The organism is Streptantibioticus rubrisoli (genome assembly GCF_024436055.1).
GTDB classification, from domain to species: Bacteria; Actinomycetota; Actinomycetes; order Streptomycetales; family Streptomycetaceae; genus Streptantibioticus_A; species Streptantibioticus_A rubrisoli.
Map to the genome: position 1 here is coordinate 101280 of NZ_JANFNH010000001.1, position 23031 is coordinate 124310.

The window sequence follows — 23031 nt, forward strand, 5'->3', positions numbered from 1 at the left end:
GCGGTGACAATGGTGTGATGGACGAGGACGAGCGGGCCCCGGTGTACCGGAAGGTGGACTTCGGCGTCGCCCGGCTGCTGCCGGACGTGGACCGGCCGCGGGCGTGGCTGCTCACGGTGGACGGTGCGCCGCAGTCGTACGTCGACCTGGACGACCCGGAGTACCTGGAGTTCGAGTACGTCCGACGGCTCGGTCACGCGCTGGACGGTGCCGCGGCGCCCGGGCGCGCGCTGGATGTGGTGCATCTGGGCGGCGGCGCGTTGACGCTGCCCCGGTATGTCGCCGCGACCCGGCCGGGGTCCCGGCAACAGGTCGTGGAGGCCGACCACGGCCTCGCCCAACTCGTCGCGGACGTACTGCCGTTGGCGGCCGACTCGGACGTCGAAGTGCACACCTGCGACGCCCGCGGCTGGTTGGAGCGGGCCGCGGCCGAATCGGCGGACGCGCTGGTGACCGATGTGTTCGGCGGTTCCCGGGTGCCCGCGCATGTGACGTCGGTGGAGTACCTACGGGCCGCGGCCCGGGTGCTGCGGCCGGACGGGCTGTATCTGGCCAACCTCGCCGACGGTGCGCCGTTTGCCTTCCTGCGTTCGCAGATCGCCACCGCGGCGGCGGTGTTCCCGCACGTATGCCTGGTCGCCGAACCCTCCGTGCTGCGCGGACGGCGGTTCGGCAACGCGGTGCTGGTGGCGGGGGCGCGGGAGCTGCCGGTCCCGTACCTGGCGCGACGGGTGGCTGCCGACGCGTTCCCGGCCAGGGTCGAACACGGCGCCGGGCTGCGGCAGTTGGTCGGCGACGCGCGTCCGGTGCGCGACACCGACGCGGTGCCGTCGCCGCGGCCGCCGGACGGTGCCTTCAGCCTGGGGTGAGGTGCCGGTTCACGGGATCTGCCGGATGCTGCCCTCGATCTTCGTGATGGTCTGCGAAGGGATCTCGTCGGGCACACCGGTGCTGGTGTAGAGCACGAACACCGTCAGCTGGCTGTTGTGGCCGACCCAGGCGACGGCGTAGGCGGCGCCGTCCGTGGCGCACTGGTTGGTCTTGGGCACGTTGGTCTCGGTCGCGGAGGCCGCGTAGCCCTTGATGCCGTGCGAGTTGGAGAACGGTGTGGCTGCAGTGGCCTTCAGGGTGCCCCGCTGCTTGCTCTTCATATCGTTGAAGCCGTAGTACGCCCAGGCCTGCGCCTGGTTCTCGGCCGCGTCCTGGACGCTCTTGGCGCCCTCGGCCCCCTTGGTACCCGCGGCGGCCGCGTCGGTGTTGCCGCCGCAGTAGTTCTCCTTGTAGATGGCGGGAGCGCCCATGCCCACCGCCGGATTGCCCTTCTCGTCCTCGAAGCCGATGAGCTCGTCCTGTTGCTTGACCTTCCAGCCCTGCGGTACGTCGAAGGCGACCTTGCGGTCGGCGCGCACCACCACCTGCCAACCGGGCACGACCGGCTGGACGTCGGACCCGTCGCCACGTGGCCCCGCCTCCGGCGGCCCGCTGGGCTCAGCGGTCGACGGCGAGGCGCTGACCGTGGCGGACGGCGGGGCCGAGGTCGCCGCGGTCGTCGCGCCGCCCCCGCCGTCGCGCAGCCCCATGGCGACGCCGACGCCCGCCGCGATCAGCACGACCGCGGCGGCGACCGCCACGCCGATCGTGGTGCGCCGCCGGTTGGGCGGCCGCGGTGGGATGGTCGGCGGTCCGGACTGCTGCCACTGGGGCGGCATCTGGCCGAAGCCGGGCGGCTGTTGCTCGTATCCGAACGGCTGCGGCGGGCCGTACGGCGGCTGACCGGGGGCCGAGGGCTGGGTGGGGCCGGAGGACTGGCCGAAACCCGACGGCTGGCCGAAGCCCTCGCCGGGCGGCGGACCGAAGCCGCCCGGAGGCGCGAAGCCACCCGGTTGCCCATGGCCGGGCTGGTGTCCACCGGGTCGGGTGTCTGCGGGGGGCGGTCCCTGCGGGGGCGGCTGCTGTCCGCCAGGCTGCTGATCTCCAGGCCACATGGCCAGAAACGATACGGGTCGAGTCCGCCGTGGACCACGCCAGGCCCGGTTTCGCACCACCGCGCGCCGGGGGAGCGCGGACAGGGAGGGCAGGGCTGTGGCGCAGGGCACCACCCAACTGTGCTACTCGCTGGTAACATCCGGGCATGTCTGAGACTCTGCCGCAGATCGGCGACCTGATGAGCGCCACCGTCCCCATGGTCCGCACCCTGAGCCTGGAGTTCGCCGAGACGACTCCCGAGCGCGCGGTGGTACGGCTGCCCGACCAGACCGACTACCACAACCACGTCGCCGGGCCGCACGCCGGAGCCATGTTCACGCTGGCCGAGACGGCGAGTGGGGCGATCGTGCTCAGCGCCTTCGGGGACCAGCTCTCGCGGGCGGTGCCGCTGGCCGTGCGTGCCGAGATCGAGTACAAGAAGCTCGCCATGGGGCCGGTCGTGGCCACCGCCGAACTCGGGCGCCCGGCCGCCGAGGTGGTCGCCGAACTCGACGAGGGCAAGCGGCCGGAGTTCCCCGTGAAGGTCACCATCACCCGCGAAGACGGCGCCGTCACCGGCGAGATGAGCATCACCTGGACCCTGCGCCCCAACGCGTAGCGGCGCGGTGAACCGGGCCGGTCGGCGTGTTCCTGCCAGGGATACGATCAGGGCGCTGGTGCGTCCTGATGGATGTACCGGCAACATGAACGAGATCCCGAGGAGCAACGTGTACCGCCTGAAGACCGCGCTGTCCGTCACCGTGCTGGCCGCCACGGCCCTGCTCGCCACCGGATGCGGTACGCACCACCACACGGTCGTCCACCATGTCGTGGTGCACCAACCGGTTCACCACACCGTCGTTCACCACACGGTGGTGCATCACACCACCGTGGTGCGCCACCACTGATCGCGACGAGGCCCCGCGCCCTGAGCAGGGCGCGGGGCCTCGTCGTGCGGTTTCCGGTCACCCGGCCCTCTGGACGGGCCGTCGTAGGGGAGGCGGCCGTGTGTCAGGAGGCGGGGCCGTAGTAGTTGCCCGGGCCGGTGATGCCGTTGCCCAGCTCGGCGCCGCCCTTGCTGTAGCCGTCGGCCACGCGGTAGTCGTCGACGTAGTCCAGCCCGTTGTTCCAGTACTTGGCGGCGTCGTTCAGGAAGTTCCCGTCGGACCAGGCGTGGCTGTACTGCCCGTGCTGGTTGTCGTGCTGGGTGTGGGCGGTGGCGAGTCCGGCGGCGCCCAGCACGAGCATGGCGGCCGCGCTGACGGTGGCGGCGAGGCGGGGCAGGGTTCGGGACACGAATGCCTCCAGAGCTGTGGAATTCCGCTACCTGACGGTGGCGGTGCGTGTCGTACGCCGGTGTCTGTGACCACTCCGGGGAAGGCGTATGCCGGGATTGACGGGCATTCATCCCGATGGCGGTCCTCGATTGGCCCGGTCGGGGTGCCGGACGTAGGGTTCGCCTCCTCTAGGCTGTTGCACGCCAGGGGACGGGTGAGCGAGGGGACGGTGGATCCGTGGCTACGGCGGGGGAGACTGGCGGTGACCTCACCGGCGCACTGCTGGGCGGCCGCTACCGGGTGACCGGCGAGATCGGCCGGGGCGGTATGGGCGTCGTCTGCCGCGCCAGGGACGAGGTGCTCGGCCGGGAGGTCGCGGTGAAGGTGCTGCGCACCCACACCGACGCCACCGCACCGGAGTCGGCGGATCTACGGGTCCGGATGCAGCGGGAGGCGCGGGCCGCCGCCCGTGTCCGGCACTCCGGTGTGATCACCGTGCACGACGTGATCGAGCAGGACGGTCGCCCGGTCATCGTGATGGAACTGGTCGACGGACCGTCACTTGCCGACGTGCTGGCCGAGCGTGGGCCGATGGATCCGCGTGAGGCGGCGGACACCGGCGCCAAGGTGCTGGACGCGTTGGACGCGGCGCACCAGGCCGGGGTGCTGCACCGGGACGTCAAGCCCGGCAACGTACTGCTGGAGCGCGGCGGCCGGGTGGTGCTCACCGACTTCGGCATCGCCAGCATGGAGGCGCCGGGCGATGACGCGGCCACCACGCTGACCCGCGGTGGCGAACTGGTCGGCTCGCTGGACTACATGGCCCCGGAACGCGCCCAGGGGCAGCAGCCCGGTCCCGCCTCGGACATCTGGTCGCTCGGCATGACGTTGTACGCGGCCGTGGAGGGCGCGTCGCCGTTCCGCCGTTCCTCGGTGTACTCGACGCTGAACGCCATCGTCACCGAGGAGTTGCCGGAGCCGCGCCGGGCCGGTGCGCTGACCCCCGTTCTGCGGGCGCTGATGCACAAGGACCCCGCGGCCCGCCCCTCCGCCGCCGAGGCCCGCGAGATGCTCCAGGCCGTGGCCGCCGGAACCGAACCGGCGGTGGCGCAGCCGGAGGAACCGGTCACCCAGCGGTTGGCGAGCCCGGACAACGGCCAGCCGCCACAGCGCCGCCGCGGCCGGGCCCTGCTCGCCGCGGCCGCGGCCGTCGCCGTACTGGCCGCGGGTGGCGTCGCCTACGCGCTGACCTCGGGCGGCGGCGGAAACGACACGGCCGCCTCCCAACCGACCGCCAACGAGCCCTCGTCGGGTACCACCGCCGACGGCAGCACCCGGCCGGAGCAGAACGCCCACCGGGGACGGGGCGAGCAGCCGTCCGGCCCCCACAAGCCGGGCCACGGCAAGCGCGACGGCCACCCGGCGGGCGGCACCGGCTCGGCCACGCCCCCGGGTTCGTACAAGGGCGACGGGCCGCCACCCGCGCCCTGCCGGTCCGCCGACGCGGGCAAGTACGACTGCACGACCTGGCGCAGCGCGGCGTCGTACGACCAGAGCGGAGCGCGGGTGGGCACGCTGCACGCGGGCGGCAACTACTTCTACTGCCAGGCTGATCTGGGCCGCCGGGAGACCAGCGGCCGGTGGACGAACACCTGGTGGGCGCGGACCGACGACGACAGCGGCCACACCAATGTGTACGTGAGCGACGTGTACCTCAAGGGCGGGGAGAACGACAAGCCGGTGCCCGGGCTGCCGACCTGCTGACGGCTACCCACGGCGGCCGGGCGCCGTCACCGCCGCCGTGACCGCGCCGAGGTTCAGCAGCAGTCCCACGGTCGCGGCACCGGTCAGCCCCCGGCGCTGCGCCCGGCTGGGCCGGGCCTCGTCGGCGCTCGGGCGCAGCAGGACCGCGCAGGTCCCGCCCGCCGCGGCGGCGCCGCCCAAGCAGCCGAGGACCAGCGGATCGGTCCAGCCCCGGGTACCGCCCCCGTTCAGCGCCGTGGTCAGCGCGGCCAGCGCCGCCACGCCCAGCAGCTGTACCGGCAGCCGTAGCCGCGCGCCCGGGTGCGGCCGGGGCGCCGGAACGCAGCGCCAGGTGAGCGCGGTCGCCAGCAGCCCGAACGGGATGTTGACCAGGAAGACCGCGCGCCAGCTGACGCCCCACACGGCCAGCCCGCCGATTACCGGCCCGGCCGCCGCGCCGAGCCCGCTGACCGCGCCCCACACCCCGAACGCCCGTGCCCGGGCGGCCGGTTCGGGGTACGCCGCCCGTAGCAGCGCCAGCGACGCCGGGACCATCAGCGCCGCACCGGCGCCTTGCAGCAGGCGAGCCGCGATCAGCTGCCAGGCGCTGGTCGCCGCGCCGCACGCCGCCGAGGCCACCGTGAACACCACGAGCCCGGCCAGGAAGGCGCGGCGGTGGCCGAACCGATCGCCCAGCGCGCCACACAGCAGCATCAGACAGGCGAACACCAGCGTGTAGCCGTCCACCACCCACTGCAGCGCCGAAGCGCTGGTGTGCAGCGCGCCACCGAGGACGGGACGGCCACGGTGACGACCGTGACGTCGAGGATAACCATGAAGAATCCGAGCGACACCGCGAGCAGTGGCAGCCAGGAGCCAGTCCGTGCGGTCCGATCGGCGCGGCCGGATCGGCCGGATCGGCTGGTGGGGATGGTGAGTTGGTTGGTGGAAACCATGAGTCCACCATTGCGGCGAAACCCTTCGACGACGCGCGAAACGACGTTGCGCGAAACGACGTTGCGCGAAACGACGTTGCGCGAAGCGATGACGCGCGAAGCGACGCGGCACGAAGGCGAAGCGATGACGCGCGAAGCGACGACGCGCGAAACGCGGCCGCCACGTTTCGGCGCGGAACGAAATGTGCGCTGCCTACCCCTGAAGGCATGCGGTCGAACACGATCACTCAGGAACACGAGGCAGATGTGGCCAGTGTGGCAGCCGTGTTCGGCGATGCCTCCCGGGTGCGGGTGCTGCTGGCGCTCGGCGACGGGCGGCGACTGCCCGCCAGCGTGCTGGCCGCCGAGGCCGGGATCAGCCCGTCGACCGCCAGCGCGCACCTGGCCAGGTTGCTTCAGGCTGGTCTGGTCACCGTCGAGAACCACGGCCGCCACCGTTACTACCGGCTCAGCGGCCCCGAGGTCTCCGACGTGCTGGAGGCGCTCGCCCGGGTGGCGCCGCCCAAGGCGGTGCGCTCGCTGCGGGAGGGCACCCGGGCCGCGCAGCTGCGGCGCTGCCGTACCTGCTACGACCACCTGGCCGGGCGGCTCGGGGTGGCGCTGATGGACGCCCTGCTGGCGGGCGGCGTCCTCTCCGGCGGCGACGGACGGTACCGGGAGGAGACGGCGGACCTCGACCGGCCCTCCGCCTACGGGCGCGACGTGGCGTACGAGCTCACCGAACACGGGCGGCGGATGCTCACCGAGTTCGGGGTCGACCCGGACGAGCTGCCGCGCCGCAGGCCCGCGATCCGCTACTGCGTGGACTGGAGCGAGCAGCGCCACCACCTCTCGGGAGCGCTGGGCGCGGCGCTGACCGGGCGGCTGTTCGCGCTCGGCTGGATCCGCCGGGGTGATGCCCGGCGTGTCGTGCGGATCACCGACGAGGGCCGCGCGGGCATGGTGCGCACCTTCGGCATCCCGGAGAACTGGGACGCGCCCCCGGCCTGAGGTGTGCGCCCGGTAAAGGCGCTGTTTCCCCATCACACCGGCGTTCGCTTAGGCTTCCCGTCAACGGTTTCGGCCCGGCGGGCGGCGCGGGGGTCAACGGAGGGAAGCGGCGTTGCACGTATCGGAATGGCTTCAGAGCATCCCGCCGATCGCGGTGTATCTGATGGTCGCCGGGGTGATCGGCGTGGAGAGCCTGGGCGTTCCGCTGCCCGGTGAGGTCGTGCTGGTCAGCGCTTCGCTGCTCGCCTCGCACGGCACCGTCGACCCGTTCCTCGTCGGGGTGTTCGCGGTCGCCGGTGCGGTGGTCGGCGACTCCATCGGCTATGCCATCGGGCGCAGGGGCGGCCGGGCGCTGTTCGAGCGGCTGGGCCGGAAGTTCCCCAAGCACTTCGGGCCCGATCACCTGGCCACGGCGGAGCGGTCGTTCCAGCGCTGGGGCATGTGGGCGGTGTTCTTCGGCCGGTTCGTGGCGCTGCTGCGGATCTTCGCCGGTCCCATCGCGGGCATGCTGCACATGCGGTACTGGAAGTTCCTCACCGCCAACTTGCTGGGCGGCATCGCCTGGGCGGGTGGCACCACGGCGGCGGTCTACTACGTCGGTGTGGTCGCCGAGGCGTGGCTGAAGAAGTTCTCGTACTTCGGTCTCGCGGCGGCGGTGCTGATCGGCATCGGGTCCTTCCTGGTGGTCCGGCGGCGCGCCAAGTCGCGCGCCGAGCGCCGGGAGACGGCCGCGGAGCCGGTGCCGACGTCGGTCGGGGAGTGACGCGCGCTCACCGCGTGTCGAACGCCTTGCGGTGATCGCCCGTCAGCCGTACGTAGTGCTCCGCGTTGGCCCGTACCAACTCGCGTTCCTCATCGGTGAGTTGCCGCTTGACCCGGGCGGGGACACCGGCGACCAGCGAACCGGGCGGCACCCGTAGGCCCTGCGGTACCAGGGCGGCGGCCGCGACCAGCGAACCGGCGCCTATGTGTGCCCCGTTGAGGACCGTGGCGCCCATGCCCACTAGTACGTCGTCCTCGATCACGCAGCCGTGCAGCACCGCGTTGTGCCCGACCGACACCCGCTCACCGACGATCGCGGGAAAGCCCGGATCGGCGTGCACGGTACAGTTGTCTTGGATGTTGCTGTCGGCGCCGATCGTGATCCGTTCGCAGTCGCCGCGCAGCACCGTGTGGTACCAGACGCTGGAGCCCGCGGCCAGCTGAACCTCGCCCAGTACCACGGCCGTTGGCGCGACGAACGCCTCGGCGGCCACCTCCGGTTCGCGTCCCGCCACGCCCGTGACCAGCGCCCGCTGTCCCATGCGGAATCCTCCGTCCATGTCCCGGTACCGCGATGATCGCATGCGGTCGCTACTGTGTGCGAGTGCCGAAGAACAGCAACGTGTTCTCATCCCTGCCGCCGCTTGCGGCGCTGACGGCCTGGCGTCGCCGGGTCGCCTCCGACCTGATACACCGTGGTGCGCGCTGGATACGGGAGACCGCCGCCGTCACCGCGGAGCGTCCCGGGCCGTTCCGTTTCGGCCGGATCGGCCCCGGCACGCGGCTGGCCTATCCGCAGGGGACGATCTTCGGTGAGCGGTGGATCGAGTTGGGCGACTACTGCATCATCGGCGAGCAGGTCACGCTGACCGTGGGCATGGTGCCGGGCATGGAGTTCGGTCCGGATCCGGTGCTGCGGCTCGGGGACGGGGTCGTGCTGGGGCGCGGCAGCCATGTGGTGGCCTCCCAGCCGGTGGTCTTCGGACGGGAGGTGTACTGCGGGCCGTACGTGTATGTGACCAGCGACAACCACTCGTACGACGATCCCGACCAGCCGATCGGCAAGCAGTGGCCGCGCACCGCGCCGGTGGAGATCGGTGGCGGGAGCTGGCTGGGCGCGGGCGCCGTGGTGCTGCCGGGTGCCCGGCTCGGCCGCAACGTGGTGGTCGCGGCGGGCTCGGTGGTGCGCGGCGAGGTGCCGGACCACTCGGTGGTGGCCGGGGCGCCCGCGCGGATCGTCCGGCGCTGGGACCCGGAGCGCGGCTGGCAGCCGCCGCTGCGCACTCCCGCCCCGGTGCCGCTGCCGCCGGGGCTCACCCCTGAACAGGTGCTGGCGTTGGCGCGACTGGACCCGGAGGCGGAATAGCGGCGCCGCGTTGCGAAGAACGGTACGGCGTACCGCCGCGGCTCTGGCCGCGCGCTGCCGCGAGTCGTGCCGGACAGTCCTACCCCGCGGCCAGCAGCACCGAGCCCGCGAGCGCCAGACCCGCGCCCGCCGCCTGCACCATGCGCAGCCGCTCCTTGAGCACGCACCGGGCGGCGAACGCCGTGACCACCGGGTACAGCGAGGCGAGCACGGCGGCGACGGCCACCGAGCCGTGCCGTGCCGCCAGCGCGTACGAACCGTTGGCGGCCACGTCGGCGAGCCCTACGAAGGCCAGCGCGGGCAGGCTGCGCCACACCGACCGCCCGCCGCCCTCCGGCAGCGCCCGGGCGCCCCGGTGCGCCGACACCACCAGCGCCGTGCCGCCGACCACGACGTTGCACAGCCGTTGGACGAACAGCGCGAGGAACAGACCGGTCACGTTCACCGAAGCCGCCGCTATCAGCGCCATCACCGCGCCGAACCCCAGCGCGCCCACCAAGGTCAGCACGATCGCCTGCCGCCGCACCGGCGCACCGCGCAGCTCCGGCCCACCGGCGAGCACCACTCCGGCGACGGCCACCACGATGCCCGCGCACCGCAGCCACCCCGGCCGCTCGCCCAGCGCCAGCCCAACACCCACCGGCACCACCACGCCGATCGTGGCCAGCGGTGAGACCACGCCCATCGGGCCGAGCGCCAGCGCCCGGTAGAAGCACAGCATCGCCGCCGGGCCGGCCACCCCCGCGGCCACCGCGAACCACAGCCGCGGCCCGGCCTCGGTCCATCCCCCGGTACCGGCCACGATGCCGCCCAGCACCAGGGCGGCGGCGGTCTGCGAGACCACGACCACGGTCAGGGCGGGGAACCGGCGGGTCAGCAGCCCGCCGCCGAAGTCGGCGAGCCCCCAGAGCAGACTGGTGGCCAGCGCGAAAACCGCTGTCACGGCATTACCTCGCAGTACAGTGGGGTGGACATCGCAGTGCAGTCCACCGTAGTGCAACTGACTGCATTGCGTCATCCAAAATATTCGACGGCGTGGGTGCTGCGTGCTGCTCGCGCCGTGCGATCGGAAGGCCAGCCAAGGGGGCGGTGGATCGGTGCCGGATCTCGAACATGTCGCGCAGGCGCTGGCGCGCAACCTCAAACACCTGCGCCAGGAGCGCGGCTACTCCCTGGACGCCCTCGCGGCCCGCTCGGGAGTCAGCCGTGGCATGATCATCCAGATCGAGCAGGCCCGCACCAACCCGAGCATCGGCACCGTGGTGCGCCTCGGCGACGCCCTCGGGGTGAGCATCGCCGGACTGGTCGACCAGGCGGAGGGGCCCACCGTGCGAATGGTCCCGTCCGACCAGGCGGTCAGGCTCTGGGAGACCCCGGCGGGCAGCCACGGCACGCTGCTGGTGGGCACCGAGGCGCCCGGGCCGCTGGAGCTGTGGACCTGGCGGCTGATGCCCGGCGAGGGCCATGACTCGGATCCGCATCCGGTCGGCACCGCCGAGTTGATCCGGGTGGAGACGGGTGAGCTGACGCTCATGGTGGACGGTGCGGAGTTCCACGTACCCGCCGGGACGACCGCCAGCTTCGAGGCGGGGGCGTCGCACGGCTACCACAACAGCGGCTCGGTACCGGTGGAGATGACACTGGCGATCTCCGTACCACCGCCGCGCTGAGGCCAGTTGGCGCGCTCAGCCGGTGCGCCGTCATCTCGGCGTCCGCAAGGCGTCGTTCGCGTCGATGGACGCGGCGGCGGGGGCTGAGCGGCCTCGGGGATGCCTAGCGGCGTGCAGTACGGCGGCGCGGCAAGCCGCTGGTGCCCGGCAAGGTGCTGGCCGTACTGCCGGACGCGGTGGCGCTCGAAGGGCTCGGTCGGTCCGTGAGCTGAGCAGGCGGCTCAGCCGTTGGGGCGCGAGAGGTCGAAGGAGAGCGCGGTGGAGTGCTCGGCGAAACCGAAGTCCCGGTACATGCCCTCGGCGTCCGGGGTGGCGTGCAGGTCGACCCGGGTCACCCCGCGCTCCGCGAACCAGCCGAGCAGTGCCTCGGTGGTCGCCCGGGCGTAGCCCCGGCGGCGGTGGGCCGGGTCCGTGCACACATTGAAGACGAACCCGAACCGGCCGGTCGGATGCCCGGGAGCGGGCAGCCGCTGCTCGATCGTGCCCACCGCACAGGCCGCCAGCCCGCCGTGCGGCGCGTCCACCACGAACGCACCCAGCGTGCTGTCGGGATCGGCCAGTCGCCGTCGTATGAGCGCGCGCGCCGTCTCCTCCCAACCGCCTGGTTCGTCGTGCCCGTTCATCGACCGGAACATCTCACGGCGCAGCCGCACCAGTTCGGCGGCGTCCTCGGGACCGGCGGCTCGTACGGTGATCACGCCAGGACGCTAGCGCAACCGGCCCGGCTTCGTTGAGCCGTCGATGGAATTCGATCGTCCGCTTGCGGTCGGGGAAGTTCCGCGCCCACCTCAGCGCAGCCGGGGCAACTCGATCGCCGGGCAGCGGTCCATGACCATCTCCAGGCCCGCCTCGCGTACCCGGTGGTACGCCTCCTCGTCCACCACGCCGAGCTGGAACCACACCGCCTTGGCCCCGATCGCCACCGCCTCGTCCGCCACCGGCCCGGCGAGCGTGGAGTTGACGAAGACGTCGACGACGTCAACGGGGAACGGGATCTCGGACAGCGAGGCGTACCCCTTCTCCCCGTGCACCGTCTCGGCCCTCGGATGCACGGGCACGATCCGCTTGCCGTACCGCTGCAACGCCTCCGCGACGCCGTACGCGGCCCGCCGCTCGTTGCTGGACAGGCCCACCACGGCCCAGGTGTCACCAAGTCCGGTGAGGATCTTGCGGATCGATGCCGGGTCGCCGTACACGCCTGCCTCCTGCGGGTCGCGATTGCATATGGCTGTCGTAACGAGCACGGTGGCCTGGGGATTCCCGGGGACCCGGACGCGTTCCCTGGTCCACGTTGGCCAGACTGTGCGCTGTGACAAGAGAACAGATAACGCGGCTGATCGGCGGCGCGTTCGGGCTGGTCTTCGTCGAGGTGGACGCCGGTGCGCTGCCGTCGCCCGCGAGCGTCGCCCTGCGGGTCCTCGCCGTCGCCGCGTTCCTCGGCCTGGCGGTGGCGCTGCGGCGCGCCCGGCCCGCCGGGTCGAGCGGTGCGGGGCGCTTCGGGCGGGAGTACTGGCTCGTGGTCGCCCTGGAGGTGGTGGCCGGGGTGGCCGGGATCGTGGTCATCAAGGCGGCGCTGCACGCACCGCAGGCCACCGTCGCCTGGATCTCCTTCGTCGTCGGTCTGCACTTCCTCGGGCTCGCCGTCGTCTGGCGGCGGCCCCGACTGCACTGGCTCGCCGCAGGGTTGACCGCCTGCGGCGCCGCCGGTCTGGCGCTGGCCGGATGCGGCTGCCCGGCAGCGGCCATCGCCGCGACCGCGGGGGTCGTCCCGGGGCGCTGCTGCTCGGCTCGGTGTGGTGGGGTGTCAAGTCGACGGCCTCGTAAGGTTTGACGCGTGAGGCATGACGAACTGCTGGACGCGCTGACGCGGTTGAAGACCGCGCCGGTGGGTGGGCGGCGGGCACCGCACAAGCCGCTGTTGCTGCTGTGGCTGTTCGGGCGGTATGTGGCGACCGGTAGTTCGGCGGTCGCGTACGCCGACGCGGAGGAGCCGGTCAGTCGGCTGATCAACGACTTCGGGCCGTCCGTCGTCAGCGCCTCGGCCCAACGGCAGCGCGCCGCGATGCCGTTCGTGCACCTCGAACGCACACTGTGGCAACTGCTCGACGACAGCGAGCGCCCGATCGGCCCCGAGGTGCGCGAGAGCGGCAACCTGCTGCGCTCGCGTGGCGCCATCGGCCGACTCCGGCCGGAAGTGGAGTTGTTGCTCGCGGATCCGGGGACACTGGCGGCCGCCGTGCGGGTGCTGCTCGACCGGCACTTCACGCCCGCGCTCGAACCGCTGATCTGCGGCGGCGCCGGGCTGGACCTCACCAGCCTTGAGGACGCCGCCCGTTCGCTGCCGCCGCGCGTACCGCGGGCGCGGACCCGGCGCTCCGGGTTCGCCGAAGAGGCCCTGCGCGCCTATGCGTTCGCCTGCGCGATGTGCGGTTACGACGGCGCGCTCGGCCGCAACCCCGTCGGCCTCGAGGCGGCGCACGTGCGGTGGCACAGCCAGCACGGCCCCGACGAGCTGCGCAACGCGCTCGCGCTGTGCGCCTTGCACCATGCGCTGCTCGACCTCGGAGTGCTCGGGCTGACCGTGGACATGCGGATACGGGTCTCCGGGCTGTACGTGGCACGCAACGAGGCGGGCCGCGCGGTGGACGCGCTGGCGGGACGGCGGCTGGCCGCGCCACGGCCGGGGAACCCGTCCGTCGACCCGGCCTTCGTAGCGTGGCACGACCAGCAGGTCTTCAAGCACCCCGCCGCCGCATAGCGGACGCCCCGCCTCCTGCCGCCCGCGCCGCCGCCCCGAGTGCGTTCCACACCCGCCTTGGGTTGCTCGCGGCACGCCGGGCCCGGCGCCAACGAGGTGCGGGCGGCCTTGCGGACACCGCTGCTGGCACTGGCCTGCGTACCGCTCGCGTTCGGCCTGCTGCTCCTCAGCCTCGCCGTCAGCGGAACCGTCTGACCGGCTGCCGTGAGCCGTCCGGCCAGCGCATAGGCTGGACGGATGCAGGAGCAGTACCGGACGGTCGCCCGCGCGGGCGTGCACGAGACCGAGGTCAACAAGTCCCGCTTCATCTGCTCGCTCGCGCCCACCGCGACCGAGCAGGAGGCCCAGGACTTCATCCGTCGGATCCGCGCCGAGCACCCGTCCGCCACCCACAACTGCTTCGCGTACGTCATCGGCGCCGACGCCGCGCTGCAGAAGGCGAGCGACGACGGCGAGCCCGGCGGCACCGCGGGCGTGCCGATGCTGCAGATGCTCCTGCGGCGCGACGTGCGTTATGCCGTGGCCGTGGTCACCCGCTACTTCGGCGGGGTCAAGCTGGGCGCGGGCGGACTGATCCGGGCGTACGGCGGAGTGGTCGGCGAGGCGCTGGACGCCCTGGGCACGGTGACCCGCCACCGGTACCGGCTCGCCACCATCACCGTCGACCACCAGCGGGCCGGAAAGCTGGAGAACGACCTGCGGGCCACCGGCCGCGCGGTGCGCGAGGTGCGGTACGGGGCGGCGGTGACCATCGAGGTCGGACTACCGGAGGCCGACCTGGACGCCTTCCGCGGCTGGCTGGCCGACGCCAGCGCGGGCAGCGCGGCGCTGGAACTGGGCGCGGAGACGTACGGCACGCTCTGAACGGGGACGGCGGCCGATGCGACCCGGGCGCGGCGGGAGCCGCACGCCGCGCGGTACGGCTGACGGGAAGGCCCGATCGCCCGCGGTGAACGGCGCCTTCTCATCGCCGAGTTGGCGCTCCGTCCGGCCGGGGGAGCGTCTGGGGGCGGCCGTTCGCTCGTTGCGCTTTCCGCACCGCGTCGCGGGTGGGCGGGTCTGCTCCGGTGCGGCCGCAGGTGAGTGAGGCGACCAGGGCGGCCTCGTCGAGCAGGGCGGTGAGCTCGGTGGCGCCGAGTGCGGCGAGCAGCCGTGGCGCCTCGCCCCCGAGCGCGCCGATGCGGTGCAGTCCGGCCAACAGCCCGGCGGTGAAGGCGTCGCCAGCGCCGACGGTGTCGACCAGTTCGGCGGGCACCGCGGGGCGGTGGATCTCGGTACCGTCCGGCCCGATGGCAAGGCACCCGTCTGCACCGAGGGTGACGACCACCACCGCGGGTCCCAACTGCCGCCAGCCGCGGGCGACCGCGGCCGGTGGGGTGCCCGGTGCCAGCAGTTCCAGATCCTCCGCCGAGACCTTGACGATGTCGGCCAGCCGCAGTTGGCGTTCCACCCTGCGCAGCGCCGCCGCGGGATCGGTGTCGAAGGCGGGGCGGATGTTGGGGTCGATGCTGACGGTGACCCGCCGGTCGCGGCGCACCCGGCGCAGCCATTCGGTCAGTACGCTCGCCGCCGGTTCGAGGGCCAGGGCGAGCGATCCGGTGTGCACGGCCACCACCTGCGAGGGGACCGGGTCCGGGAGCTCCTCGATGTGCCACTGCCAGTCCGCGGTGTCCTGGTGCCAGAAGTCATAGCTGGCCACCCCGTCCGCGTCGGTGGAGACGGCGGCGAGCGTGGTGGGTTCCGCTGCCGCGACGGCGTGATCGAGGCCCACGCCGTTGTCCGTCAGATGGTCGCGCAGCAGTCTGCCGAAGGTGTCGCCCGACAGCCGGGCCAGCAGCTGGGTCGGCACACCGAGCCGGGCTAGCCCCACCGCCACATTGGCCGGGCTGCCGCCGGGATGGGCGCGGAAGAGCGCTCCCGCGCCGCCTGGCTGCGCGATGTGAGCCGGTTGTGCGACGAGGTCGACGAGCGCCTCGCCGCAGACCGCGATCGCACCGTGCCTGTCGCGCTCATTCACCGGGCATCACCACGGCCTTGACCACCGAGGCGTCGGTACGGGAGGCGAGCAGCGCCTGTTCCGTTCGGTCCAGTGGGAAGCGGCGGTTCGCCAGCGCGTCGAGTTCCACCCGCCCGGCGGCGGCCAGTGCCACCGCCTGGGGATAGGTGTTGGCGTAGCGGAAGGTGCCGGTCAAGGTGATCTCCCGGTTCTGGATCAGCTGGACCGGCAGCCGGGCGTCGCTGTGCGGTCCCATGCCGACCAGGACGGCGGTCCCGGCCGGGCGCAGTGCCGCGATTCCGGCGGCCACCGCGGCGGGTGCGCCGGAGCACTCCAGCAGCACATCGGCGCCGAGCCCGGGGTCGAGTGGGCGCTCCCCGGTGTCGAGCGCGGTTCCCGCGCCGAGTTCCTCGGCCGCCCGCAGCCGGTCCGGGTTGATGTCGGTGATCACCACCTCGGCGGCACCGGCGATCCGGGCCGCCTGCGCGGCGAGCAGCCCGACCGGCCCGGCACCGGTCACCAGCACCCGGTCGCCCGGCCGGACATCGGCCTTGCGCGTGGCCCACAGCCCGACCGACAGCGGTTCGAGCAACGCTCCGGCCTCGTCGGAGACCTGGTCGGGCAGCGGGTGGGCGAAGTCCTCGTCGATGGTGACGTAGCGGGCGAAGGCGCCGTCGACGGGTGGGGTGGCGAAGAACGCCACGTCGGCGCAGAGGTTGTAGCGCCCGCCGCGGCATTCGGCACACCGCCCGCAGGGTACTCCGGGCTCCAACGCGACCCGCGTTCCCGGCAGATGGCGTCCGGCCCGCTCGCCGCTGCCGACGACCACACCCATCGCCTCATGGCCGAGGACGAGCGGTTCGCTGACCACGAAGTCGCCGATGCGGCCGTGCTCGTAGTAGTGGATGTCCGAGCCGCACACTCCGACCGCCCGTACTTCGACCAGTACCTCGTTGGGCCCGGGAACGGGCAGGGGGCGGTCCTCCACCCGAAGGTCGTGCGGACCGTGCAGCACCGCCGCGCGGTTGTCCATGTGTCCTGCCGTCCTTTCTCGGAGGTGTCGGGGCCTTCAGGAGTGCAGCCGTTCGCCACTGTCGGGGTGGAAGAGGTGTACTTCGCCGTGGTCGCGCACTCCGATGCGCACGGTCTGCCCGATCGCGGGCGGATCGCGCGGGTCGACACGTACCACGACGCGCTGCTCCTCGTCGGCGAGTCGGGCCCTGCCGTGCACATAGGCGTCGGCGCCCAGCTCCTCGACGAGTTCGACGGCGAGCTTGAAGCCGTCCTCGTCGGCCCCGACCAGGCACAGCGCCTCCGGCCGTACCCCGACGGTCACGGTGGCGAGCCCAGCGGCGGCATCGCGCCGTACGGGCACGACGAGATCGCCGAGGCGCGCGCCGTGTTCGTCGACCGGCACGGTGTACAGGTTCATCGCGGGCGAGCCGATGAATCCGGCGACGAACACATTGGTCGGCCGCTCGTAGAGCGTGCGCGGCGTGTCGCACTGCTGCAGCACCGCGTCCTTGAGCACCGCGACCCGGTGGCCCATGGTCATCGCCTCGACCTGGTCATGGGTGACGTAGACGGTGGTGGTGCCCAGCCGCGACTGCAGGGCGGCGATGTTGGCGCGGGTCTCCACCCGCAGCTTGGCGTCGAGGTTGGACAGCGGCTCGTCCATCAGGAACACCGACGGCTCGCGGACGATGGCCCGCCCCATGGCGACCCGCTGCCGCTGTCCTCCGGAGAGCGCCTTGGGCTTGCGGTCCAGGTACTTCTCCAGATCCAGCAGGCGGGCCGCCTCGGTGACCCGCTCGGCGATGGTCTCCTTGGGCATGCCGCGCAGCTTCAGCGCGAAGCCCATGTTCTGCGCCACGGTCATGTGCGGGTACAGCGCGTAGGACTGGAAGACCATGGCGATGTCCCGATCCCTGGGCGGCACATGCGTCACATCGCGGCCGCCGATGGTGATGTGGCCGGAGGTGACCTCCTCCAGACCGGCCAGCATACGCAGGGCGGTGGTCTTGCCCGACCCCGAGGGGCCGACCAGCACCAGGAACTCGCCGTCGGCGACGGTCAGTTCCAGGCTGTCCACCGCCACCACCGGCGGGGTACCGGGGTAGGCGCGGGACGCTTCGGCATAGCGGACCTCAGCCATCTTTCCTCGTCTCCTTGCGTTGTGGTCGCGTCAGCCCGTGGTGTGGGTGGCGTGCCGGGTTGCTCACTTGACCGCTCCCATCGACAGGCCGCGGACCAACTGCTTCTGGGCGATCCAGCCGGCCAGCAGCACCGGCAGGCAGGCGAGCGTGGCGGCCGCGGCGAGCTTCGCCCAGTACAGGCCCTCGCTCGTCATGAAGCCGACGAGGAAGACGGGCATCGTCGCGGCCCGTACCGAGGTGAGGTTGAGGGCGAAGAAGAACTCGTTCCAGGAGAAGATCACGCAGATCAGGGCGGTCGCCGCGATGCCCGGGGCGACCATGGGGAGCATGACCCTGGTGATCTCCTGACGGAGCGTCACCCCGTCGACGCGGGCCGCCTCCAGTACCTCGACGGGGACCTCCAGGAAGAACGAGCGGAGCATCCACACCGCGATCGGCAGGTTCATCGCCGTGTAGAGCACGATCAGGGTGCCGATGTTGTCCAGGGCGCCGATGTCCCGTACGGCGAGGTAGATCGGCACGATGGCGGCGACCACCGGCAGCATCTTGGTGGAGATGAAGAAGAAGAGGGCGTCGCGCCATTTGCGGACCGAGCGGATCGACAGCGCGTAGCCGGCCGGGATGCCGAGCACCAGCACCAGCAGGGTGGACAGCACCGTCGCCAGCGCCGAGTTGGCCAGATAGGGGCCGATTCCGCTGTGGAACACCGCGCGGAACTGGGCCAGGGTGGGCGAGAAGACCAGGTGCGGGGTGGTGGTGTAGGCGTCGGCCTCCTGCTTGAACGCGGTGAGCACCATCCACAGCACCGGGAAGAAGAAGACCAGCGCCGCGAGCCAGGCGCCCGCAGTCCATGACGCCCGGCCGAGGATCCGGCGCAGCGGACGGGAGGCGGGGCCGGGCGCGGCGGGCGCCGCGGGAGTGACCGGGGTGGCGGGGGTAGCGGTGGCCATCATGCCCTCCGTTCGGTGGTGGCGAAGACGGTGAAGAGCATGCGCAGCGCGACCGAGGCGACGAGGATCGTGCCCGCGACGGTGACCACGCCGAGGGCGGAGGCCTGCCCGACGTCGAAGCCGAGGAAGGCGCGCTGGTAGAGGTAGTACGGCAGGTTGGTGGTGGCGGTGCCGGGACCGCCCTGGGTCATCATGTAGATCACGTCGAAGGTGTTGACCAGGTAGATCGCGCCGAGCAGCACACCGAGTTCGATGTACGGCCGCAGATGCGGCACCGTGATGGCCCGGAAGGTGGTCCATGCCCCGGCGCCGTCGACCTTGGCGGCCTCAAGGACCTCGTTCGACTGGCTCTGCAGCCCGGCCAGGACGATCAGCATCATGAACGGCGTCCACTGCCACACCAGTACGGTGACGATCGAGGCCATCGGGTGCTGGTTGACGAAGTCGACCGGCGCGGCGCCGCACAGCCGCAACAGGTAGTTGACGATGCCGTAGACCGGGTCGAGCATCGTGGTCTTCCACAGCAGTCCGGCGACGGTCGGCATGATGAGGAACGGGGCGATCAGCAACGTACGGACCACACCCCGGCCGGGGAACCTGCGGTCCAGCAGCACCGCGAGGCCGATCCCCAGCACCATCGAGATCGCCACGGCGAGCGCGGTCATCCCGATCTCGGTGAGCAGCGCGTCACGGAAGGCGCTGTCGGTGAAGACATTGGCGTAGTTCTCCAGGCCCACCCAGTGCTGGGAGTGTGGCCGGACCAGGTTCCAGGACTGGAACGAGAAGATCACCGTGAAGACGAACGGGATCTGGGTGACGATGATCATGAAGATCAGCGCCGGTGTCAGCGGCAGCCGCCGCTGCCAGGCCTCGCGGCGCGGTGAGGCCGCTTGCCGCGCCGCGGGCATCGCCGGGCCGCTGACGGGCGGGGCGAGGGTCGCCATGACGCCTCCCATCTGGTGGTTGTCGGGGTGGGGCGGGTCAGGGGTGCTGGTAGGAGCGCCCGACGGTCCGCGCGTACTGCTGGGACTGCGCCAGCGCGTCGTGCACCGACTTCTGTCTGGCGATGGCGGCGGTGATCTGCTGGCTCACCCGGGTGCCGAGGTCCTCGAACTCGGGGATGCCCAGGAACTGGACGCCGGTGTCGGGCACCGGGTCAACCGTGGGATGGACGGGGTCGGCGCTGCTGATCGCCTGCACGGTGGGTCCGGCGAAGGCGGCAGCGGCCTTCTGGTACTGCGGGATCTGGTACGTCGAGGCGCGGCTGCCCGGCGGCACGCGCGACCAGCCCAACTTCTCGCCGACCAGCTTGATGTAGGACTTCGAGGTGGCCCAGGACACGAACTGCCATGCGGCGTCCTTGTGTCCGCTGGTCTTGGGGATGCCCAGCGACCAGGAGTACAGCCAGCCGGAGGAGTTGGTCTTCTCCACCGGCGCGGGTGCATAGCCGATCTTGCCGACCACCTTGCTGCTGGCGGGGTCCTCCAGCGATCCGGCGGCAACGGTCGCGTCGTACCACATAGCGGCGTTGCCCTGCGCCATGTCCGTGCCGCATTCGGTGAACCCCGCGCTGGACGCGGCCGGTTCGCCGGCGCGGTGCAGCAGGCCGGTGTAGAAAGAGACGGCCTTCTCCACCGCCGGTGACGTGAGTTGGGCGTTCCACCGCTGATCGAACCAGCGGCCACCGAAGGTGTTGACCACGGTGTCCAGCGGCGCGAGGTTCTCACCCCAGCCGGGGTCGCCGCGCAGGCAGATCCCGGCGATGTGGTGGGCCGGATCGTTCAACTTGTCCGCCAGCGGCGCGACTTGGTCCCAGGTGGGGTGGGCGGGCATCGTCAGATGGTGGGCGGCGAACAGGTCCTTGCGGTACATCAGGAACGACGACTCGCCGTAGAACGGCACCGAGTACATGTCGCCGCGGTAGGAGAGCGACTGGCGGATGGGGCCGATGAAGTCACCCGGGTCGTACCCCGGTGTGCGGTCGGCGTACGGCTGCAGGTCGACCAGCCAGCTGTCCTTCGCCCACATCGGCGTCTCGTAGTTGCTGATCATGACCACGTCGAACTCATGGCTGCCGGTGGCGACGGACTCGGTGATCTTCTGCCTGGCCTCGTTCTCCGGCAGCGTCACGTACTTGATGTGGACGCCGGGATGCTGGTGCTCGAAGTACGGGGTGAGTTGCTCGACGTCCGCCATCTGCGGATTGGCGACGATCGCCACGGTCAGGGTGGTGCCCGGTGCGGAACCGCCGACAGCGCCGGCACCGGCGCACCCCGCGGTCAGCAGTAGTCCGGCGACCGACGCGGTGGCCGCCAGCCTGCGTCGGGACGTCCGGGGCTGCCGGGAACCTCTGGTGTGTCGGCCGCGTCGCCGAGCCTGGCGGATTCGCATCGTTCGTCTCTCCTCGCTGCCGCTGACACGGGACCGCGTCGGGACGGATGTGGTCGGTCCGGGGGTGCTTCGGGGGATTCGGGTGCCGGGGGATTCGGGGGTGATCCGGGGGTGATCCAGCAGGGGGCGCAACCGGTTGCGCGTTGATTGGGGAAGACCATAGGAGTGCGCAACCGGTTGCGCAACCGGTTGCGGGATAGAATTTCGCACTACAGCCGCCAGTGCACGCAGCCGGATGATCCATATCCGGCGGGGAGGGGTGATCGGTGCCGACCATGTATGAGGTGGCGCGCCGCGCCGGGGTATCCGTCACCACGGTCTCGCACGTCATCAACCGCACACGTCCAGTGAGCGACGCGGCACGCCGTGCGGTGGAGGCCGCCATTGAAGAGACCGGTTACGTGCCCAATGTGGTCGCCCGGTCGCTGGCGACCGCCACGACCCGCACCATCGGGCTGGCCGTCTCCGCACTCACCAATCCCTACCTCGGCGAGCTCGCCCATGCCATCGAGTCGACCGCGGTGGCCGCGGGATACACCGTGCTGCTCGCGGACACCCATGACGACCCCGACCAGGAGGCCCGGGTACTGCGCGCCCTCCACCACCGGCGGGTCGACGGCATCCTGCTCGCCACCTCGATGCCCCAGGCCGAACTGCGGCGCTGCCTGGGGGAGTTGCCGGGGCCGACCTGCCCCGTGGTGCTGATCGACCGCTTCCTCCCGGACGGTTTCGACCAGGTCGGCGTCGAGAACGAGGAGGCGACCGCCGCCTTGATCGCCCACCTCGCCGAGCGCGGACACCGCCGCATCGGCATGGTCCACGGGCGACAAGGCCTCACCACGACCACCGAACGGCTCGCGGGCTACCGTCGCGGGCTGGCTGAGCAGGGCATCGACCATGATCCGCGGCTGGAGGCCGACGGCGCATCGGACGTCGTCTCGGCGCGTGACGCCGTCATCCGGCTACTGGAGCTGGAGGAGCCGCCCACCGCAGTGGTCAGCGCCAACAACCACATGACCGTGGGCGTGCTGCGAGGGCTGCGCGATCGCGGGGTCCGGGTGCCCGATGACATCGCCGTCGTCGCGTTCGACGACGTCGAATGGGGCGACCTGCTGCCCTCACCGCTGACCGCGATCGCCCAGCCGTGGCAGGAGATGGGCCGCCAGGCCACCCTTACGCTGCTCGACCGGATGACCGGCGACACGGCGCCCCCGCGTGCCATCCGTCTGGCGCCCACCCTGGTGCACCGCCGCTCCTGCGGCTGCGCGCCGGACGGGGCCGAACAGCGCCCTTAGCCGCCGGTCGCCGCCCACCGCGGCCCACGCGGTGTCTCCGCGAGCGTGCTGGCCCTCTGTTGATCACTGTGCGGGAGGATCGGGCTATGCGTTGCACCGGGCCAGGGCGGGCAGAAAGCCCGGCGGCGGTTCGGCTTACCGGCGCGCATGCCCGACGTGGCGGTGGGTACGACCCTTCCCGTACATGGGCGTTGTGGAAGCGGCCGAAGAGTGAGGGGCGTCGGAAGTGATTCGAAAGCTGCAGGCGGTCGCGTTGGACTGCGCCGATCCGATACGTCTCGCGGAGTTCTACGCGGATCTGCTCGGCGGCCGGGTGGTCGCGGACCCGGAAGAACCCGACTGGGTTGAGGTGCACGGGTTCGAGGGGGCGCCGCTGGCCTGCCAGCGGGTGGACGGTTACCAACCGCCCGAGTGGCCCGGCCAACAGCGCCCGCAGCAGCTCCACTTGGACTTCGACGTGGACGACCTCGACGGGGAGGAGAAGCGGGCGCTCGCCCTCGGTGCGACCGTGCTGGAGCGGACGGACCAGCTCCGCGCGGAGGCCAACTGGCGGGTCTACGCGGACCCGGCTGGCCATCCGTTCTGCCTCTGCCTCCACTGAGCCCACGGGCCTGACGCAGCCGCTGACACGGCGCCACGGCAGCCGCTGGACGTCGCGGCTTCGACCCCGCGGTCGATCAGCCCGGCGCAGACCGCCACTCGGTGCATCCGGTTGGTCGGACGATCACTGGACCGTTCGCCCAGCGGTACCTCGCG

At 71.9% G+C, this 23031-nt stretch carries 27 protein-coding genes and 1 pseudogene; 15 read left to right on the plus strand and 13 right to left on the minus strand.

Annotation, left to right across the window (positions count from 1 at the left end; translation table 11 throughout):
• The first annotated feature begins 17 nt into the window (after window positions 1–17).
• Window positions 18–869 carry a spermidine synthase gene (locus NON19_RS00490; protein ID WP_255924483.1) on the plus strand — a complete coding sequence of 284 codons (852 nt, stop codon included), beginning with the start codon at window positions 18–20 and terminating at the stop codon, window positions 867–869.
• Between the two features lie 9 nt (window positions 870–878).
• Here NON19_RS00490 and NON19_RS00495 read toward each other — a convergent pair whose 3' ends face one another.
• Entirely contained in the window at window positions 879–1985 is a 1107-nt protein-coding gene (locus tag NON19_RS00495) for a DUF8017 domain-containing protein (protein WP_255924484.1), read from the minus strand.
• A gap of 146 nt (window positions 1986–2131) precedes the next feature.
• Between NON19_RS00495 and NON19_RS00500 the strand changes: the two genes are divergently transcribed.
• Together NON19_RS00500 and NON19_RS00505 are read left to right on the plus strand one after the other, a co-directional pair.
• Entirely contained in the window at window positions 2132–2584 is a 453-nt protein-coding gene (locus NON19_RS00500; RefSeq protein WP_255924485.1) for a DUF4442 domain-containing protein, read from the plus strand.
• A gap of 85 nt (window positions 2585–2669) precedes the next feature.
• Window positions 2670–2873: a hypothetical protein gene (locus NON19_RS00505; RefSeq protein WP_255924486.1), complete on the plus strand. Its 204-nt coding sequence runs from the start codon at window positions 2670–2672 to the stop codon at window positions 2871–2873.
• 103 nt (window positions 2874–2976) lie between these two features.
• Here the strand turns inward: NON19_RS00505 and NON19_RS00510 are convergent, their stop codons facing one another.
• The gene (locus NON19_RS00510) at window positions 2977–3261 is read right to left on the minus strand and encodes a hypothetical protein (RefSeq protein ID WP_255924487.1); all 285 of its coding nucleotides are present in this window, start codon (window positions 3259–3261) and stop codon (window positions 2977–2979) included.
• 218 nt (window positions 3262–3479) lie between these two features.
• Here NON19_RS00510 and NON19_RS00515 point away from each other — a divergent pair, with 218 nt between their 5' ends.
• Window positions 3480–5006 (plus strand): serine/threonine-protein kinase, encoded by a 1527-nt coding sequence (locus NON19_RS00515; RefSeq protein ID WP_255924488.1) that lies wholly within the window; start codon window positions 3480–3482, stop codon window positions 5004–5006.
• Window positions 5007–5009: 3 nt separating this feature from the next.
• Here the strand turns inward: NON19_RS00515 and NON19_RS00520 are convergent, their stop codons facing one another.
• Entirely contained in the window at window positions 5010–5735 is a 726-nt protein-coding gene (locus NON19_RS00520) for an MFS transporter (RefSeq protein ID WP_255924489.1), read from the minus strand.
• Between the two features lie 413 nt (window positions 5736–6148).
• Between NON19_RS00520 and NON19_RS00525 the strand changes: the two genes are divergently transcribed.
• Together NON19_RS00525 and NON19_RS00530 are read left to right on the plus strand one after the other, a co-directional pair.
• Entirely contained in the window at window positions 6149–6931 is a 783-nt protein-coding gene (locus NON19_RS00525; RefSeq protein WP_255924490.1) for an ArsR/SmtB family transcription factor, read from the plus strand.
• Window positions 6932–7043: 112 nt separating this feature from the next.
• Window positions 7044–7694, plus strand: a complete 651-nt coding sequence (locus NON19_RS00530; RefSeq protein WP_255924491.1) for a DedA family protein — start codon at window positions 7044–7046, stop codon at window positions 7692–7694.
• 7 nt (window positions 7695–7701) lie between these two features.
• Here the strand turns inward: NON19_RS00530 and NON19_RS00535 are convergent, their stop codons facing one another.
• Window positions 7702–8235, minus strand: a complete 534-nt coding sequence (locus NON19_RS00535) for a gamma carbonic anhydrase family protein (RefSeq protein WP_255924492.1) — start codon at window positions 8233–8235, stop codon at window positions 7702–7704.
• Window positions 8236–8297: 62 nt separating this feature from the next.
• Here NON19_RS00535 and NON19_RS00540 point away from each other — a divergent pair, with 62 nt between their 5' ends.
• Window positions 8298–9059: an acyltransferase gene (locus tag NON19_RS00540; protein ID WP_255924493.1), complete on the plus strand. Its 762-nt coding sequence runs from the start codon at window positions 8298–8300 to the stop codon at window positions 9057–9059.
• Window positions 9060–9138: 79 nt separating this feature from the next.
• Here the strand turns inward: NON19_RS00540 and NON19_RS00545 are convergent, their stop codons facing one another.
• Window positions 9139–10002: an EamA family transporter gene (locus tag NON19_RS00545; RefSeq protein WP_255924494.1), complete on the minus strand. Its 864-nt coding sequence runs from the start codon at window positions 10000–10002 to the stop codon at window positions 9139–9141.
• A gap of 154 nt (window positions 10003–10156) precedes the next feature.
• Here NON19_RS00545 and NON19_RS00550 point away from each other — a divergent pair, with 154 nt between their 5' ends.
• Together NON19_RS00550 and NON19_RS33870 are read left to right on the plus strand one after the other, a co-directional pair.
• The gene (locus tag NON19_RS00550; protein WP_255924495.1) at window positions 10157–10729 is read left to right on the plus strand and encodes a helix-turn-helix domain-containing protein; all 573 of its coding nucleotides are present in this window, start codon (window positions 10157–10159) and stop codon (window positions 10727–10729) included.
• A gap of 119 nt (window positions 10730–10848) precedes the next feature.
• A pseudogene (locus tag NON19_RS33870) lies at window positions 10849–10941 on the plus strand (YbaK/EbsC family protein); the annotation flags it as partial.
• 9 nt (window positions 10942–10950) lie between these two features.
• Here the strand turns inward: NON19_RS33870 and NON19_RS00560 are convergent.
• Both NON19_RS00560 and NON19_RS00565 read right to left on the minus strand, forming a co-directional pair.
• Window positions 10951–11427 (minus strand): GNAT family N-acetyltransferase, encoded by a 477-nt coding sequence (locus NON19_RS00560; protein WP_255924496.1) that lies wholly within the window; start codon window positions 11425–11427, stop codon window positions 10951–10953.
• A gap of 90 nt (window positions 11428–11517) precedes the next feature.
• Window positions 11518–11925: a CoA-binding protein gene (locus tag NON19_RS00565; protein WP_255924497.1), complete on the minus strand. Its 408-nt coding sequence runs from the start codon at window positions 11923–11925 to the stop codon at window positions 11518–11520.
• Between the two features lie 113 nt (window positions 11926–12038).
• Here NON19_RS00565 and NON19_RS00570 point away from each other — a divergent pair, with 113 nt between their 5' ends.
• Genes NON19_RS00570 through NON19_RS00585 form a run of 4 tightly spaced genes read left to right on the plus strand, consistent with a single transcriptional unit; the run spans window position 12039 to window position 14351 of the window.
• On the plus strand, window positions 12039–12560 hold the full coding sequence (locus tag NON19_RS00570; RefSeq protein ID WP_255924498.1) for a hypothetical protein: 522 nt from the start codon (window positions 12039–12041) through the stop codon (window positions 12558–12560).
• 3 nt (window positions 12561–12563) lie between these two features.
• On the plus strand, window positions 12564–13487 hold the full coding sequence (locus tag NON19_RS00575; RefSeq protein WP_255924499.1) for a phosphorothioated DNA-binding restriction endonuclease: 924 nt from the start codon (window positions 12564–12566) through the stop codon (window positions 13485–13487).
• Window positions 13488–13526: 39 nt separating this feature from the next.
• Window positions 13527–13682, plus strand: coding sequence for a hypothetical protein (locus NON19_RS00580; RefSeq protein ID WP_255924500.1), 156 nt, complete (start codon window positions 13527–13529; stop codon window positions 13680–13682).
• Between the two features lie 42 nt (window positions 13683–13724).
• Window positions 13725–14351, plus strand: coding sequence for a YigZ family protein (locus tag NON19_RS00585; RefSeq protein ID WP_255924501.1), 627 nt, complete (start codon window positions 13725–13727; stop codon window positions 14349–14351).
• A gap of 100 nt (window positions 14352–14451) precedes the next feature.
• On the opposite strand, the gene NON19_RS00590 is transcribed toward NON19_RS00585, so the two are convergent.
• From NON19_RS00590 to NON19_RS00615, 6 genes are all read right to left on the minus strand, one after another.
• A complete protein-coding gene (locus NON19_RS00590) occupies window positions 14452–15504 on the minus strand; it encodes a carbohydrate kinase family protein (RefSeq protein WP_255924502.1) in 1053 nt (350 codons plus the stop codon).
• Window positions 15497–16516, minus strand: a complete 1020-nt coding sequence (locus tag NON19_RS00595) for an NAD(P)-dependent alcohol dehydrogenase (RefSeq protein ID WP_255924503.1) — start codon at window positions 16514–16516, stop codon at window positions 15497–15499. The genes NON19_RS00590 and NON19_RS00595 overlap by 8 nt, the downstream gene beginning before the upstream one ends.
• A 36-nt stretch (window positions 16517–16552) precedes the next feature.
• Window positions 16553–17638, minus strand: a complete 1086-nt coding sequence (locus tag NON19_RS00600; RefSeq protein WP_255924504.1) for an ABC transporter ATP-binding protein — start codon at window positions 17636–17638, stop codon at window positions 16553–16555.
• Window positions 17639–17701: 63 nt separating this feature from the next.
• Entirely contained in the window at window positions 17702–18589 is an 888-nt protein-coding gene (locus tag NON19_RS00605) for a carbohydrate ABC transporter permease (protein ID WP_255924505.1), read from the minus strand.
• Entirely contained in the window at window positions 18589–19533 is a 945-nt protein-coding gene (locus tag NON19_RS00610) for a carbohydrate ABC transporter permease (RefSeq protein WP_255924506.1), read from the minus strand. Before NON19_RS00610 ends, NON19_RS00605 begins: the two co-directional genes overlap by 1 nt.
• Before the next feature lie 37 nt (window positions 19534–19570).
• A complete protein-coding gene (locus NON19_RS00615) occupies window positions 19571–20980 on the minus strand; it encodes an ABC transporter substrate-binding protein (RefSeq protein ID WP_255924507.1) in 1410 nt (469 codons plus the stop codon).
• Window positions 20981–21255: 275 nt separating this feature from the next.
• On the opposite strand from NON19_RS00615, the gene NON19_RS00620 reads away from it, so the two are divergent.
• The gene (locus NON19_RS00620; protein ID WP_255924998.1) at window positions 21256–22275 is read left to right on the plus strand and encodes a LacI family DNA-binding transcriptional regulator; all 1020 of its coding nucleotides are present in this window, start codon (window positions 21256–21258) and stop codon (window positions 22273–22275) included.
• Window positions 22276–22501: 226 nt separating this feature from the next.
• On the plus strand, window positions 22502–22876 hold the full coding sequence (locus NON19_RS00625) for a VOC family protein (protein WP_255924508.1): 375 nt from the start codon (window positions 22502–22504) through the stop codon (window positions 22874–22876).
• Window positions 22877–23031: the final 155 nt, after the last annotated feature.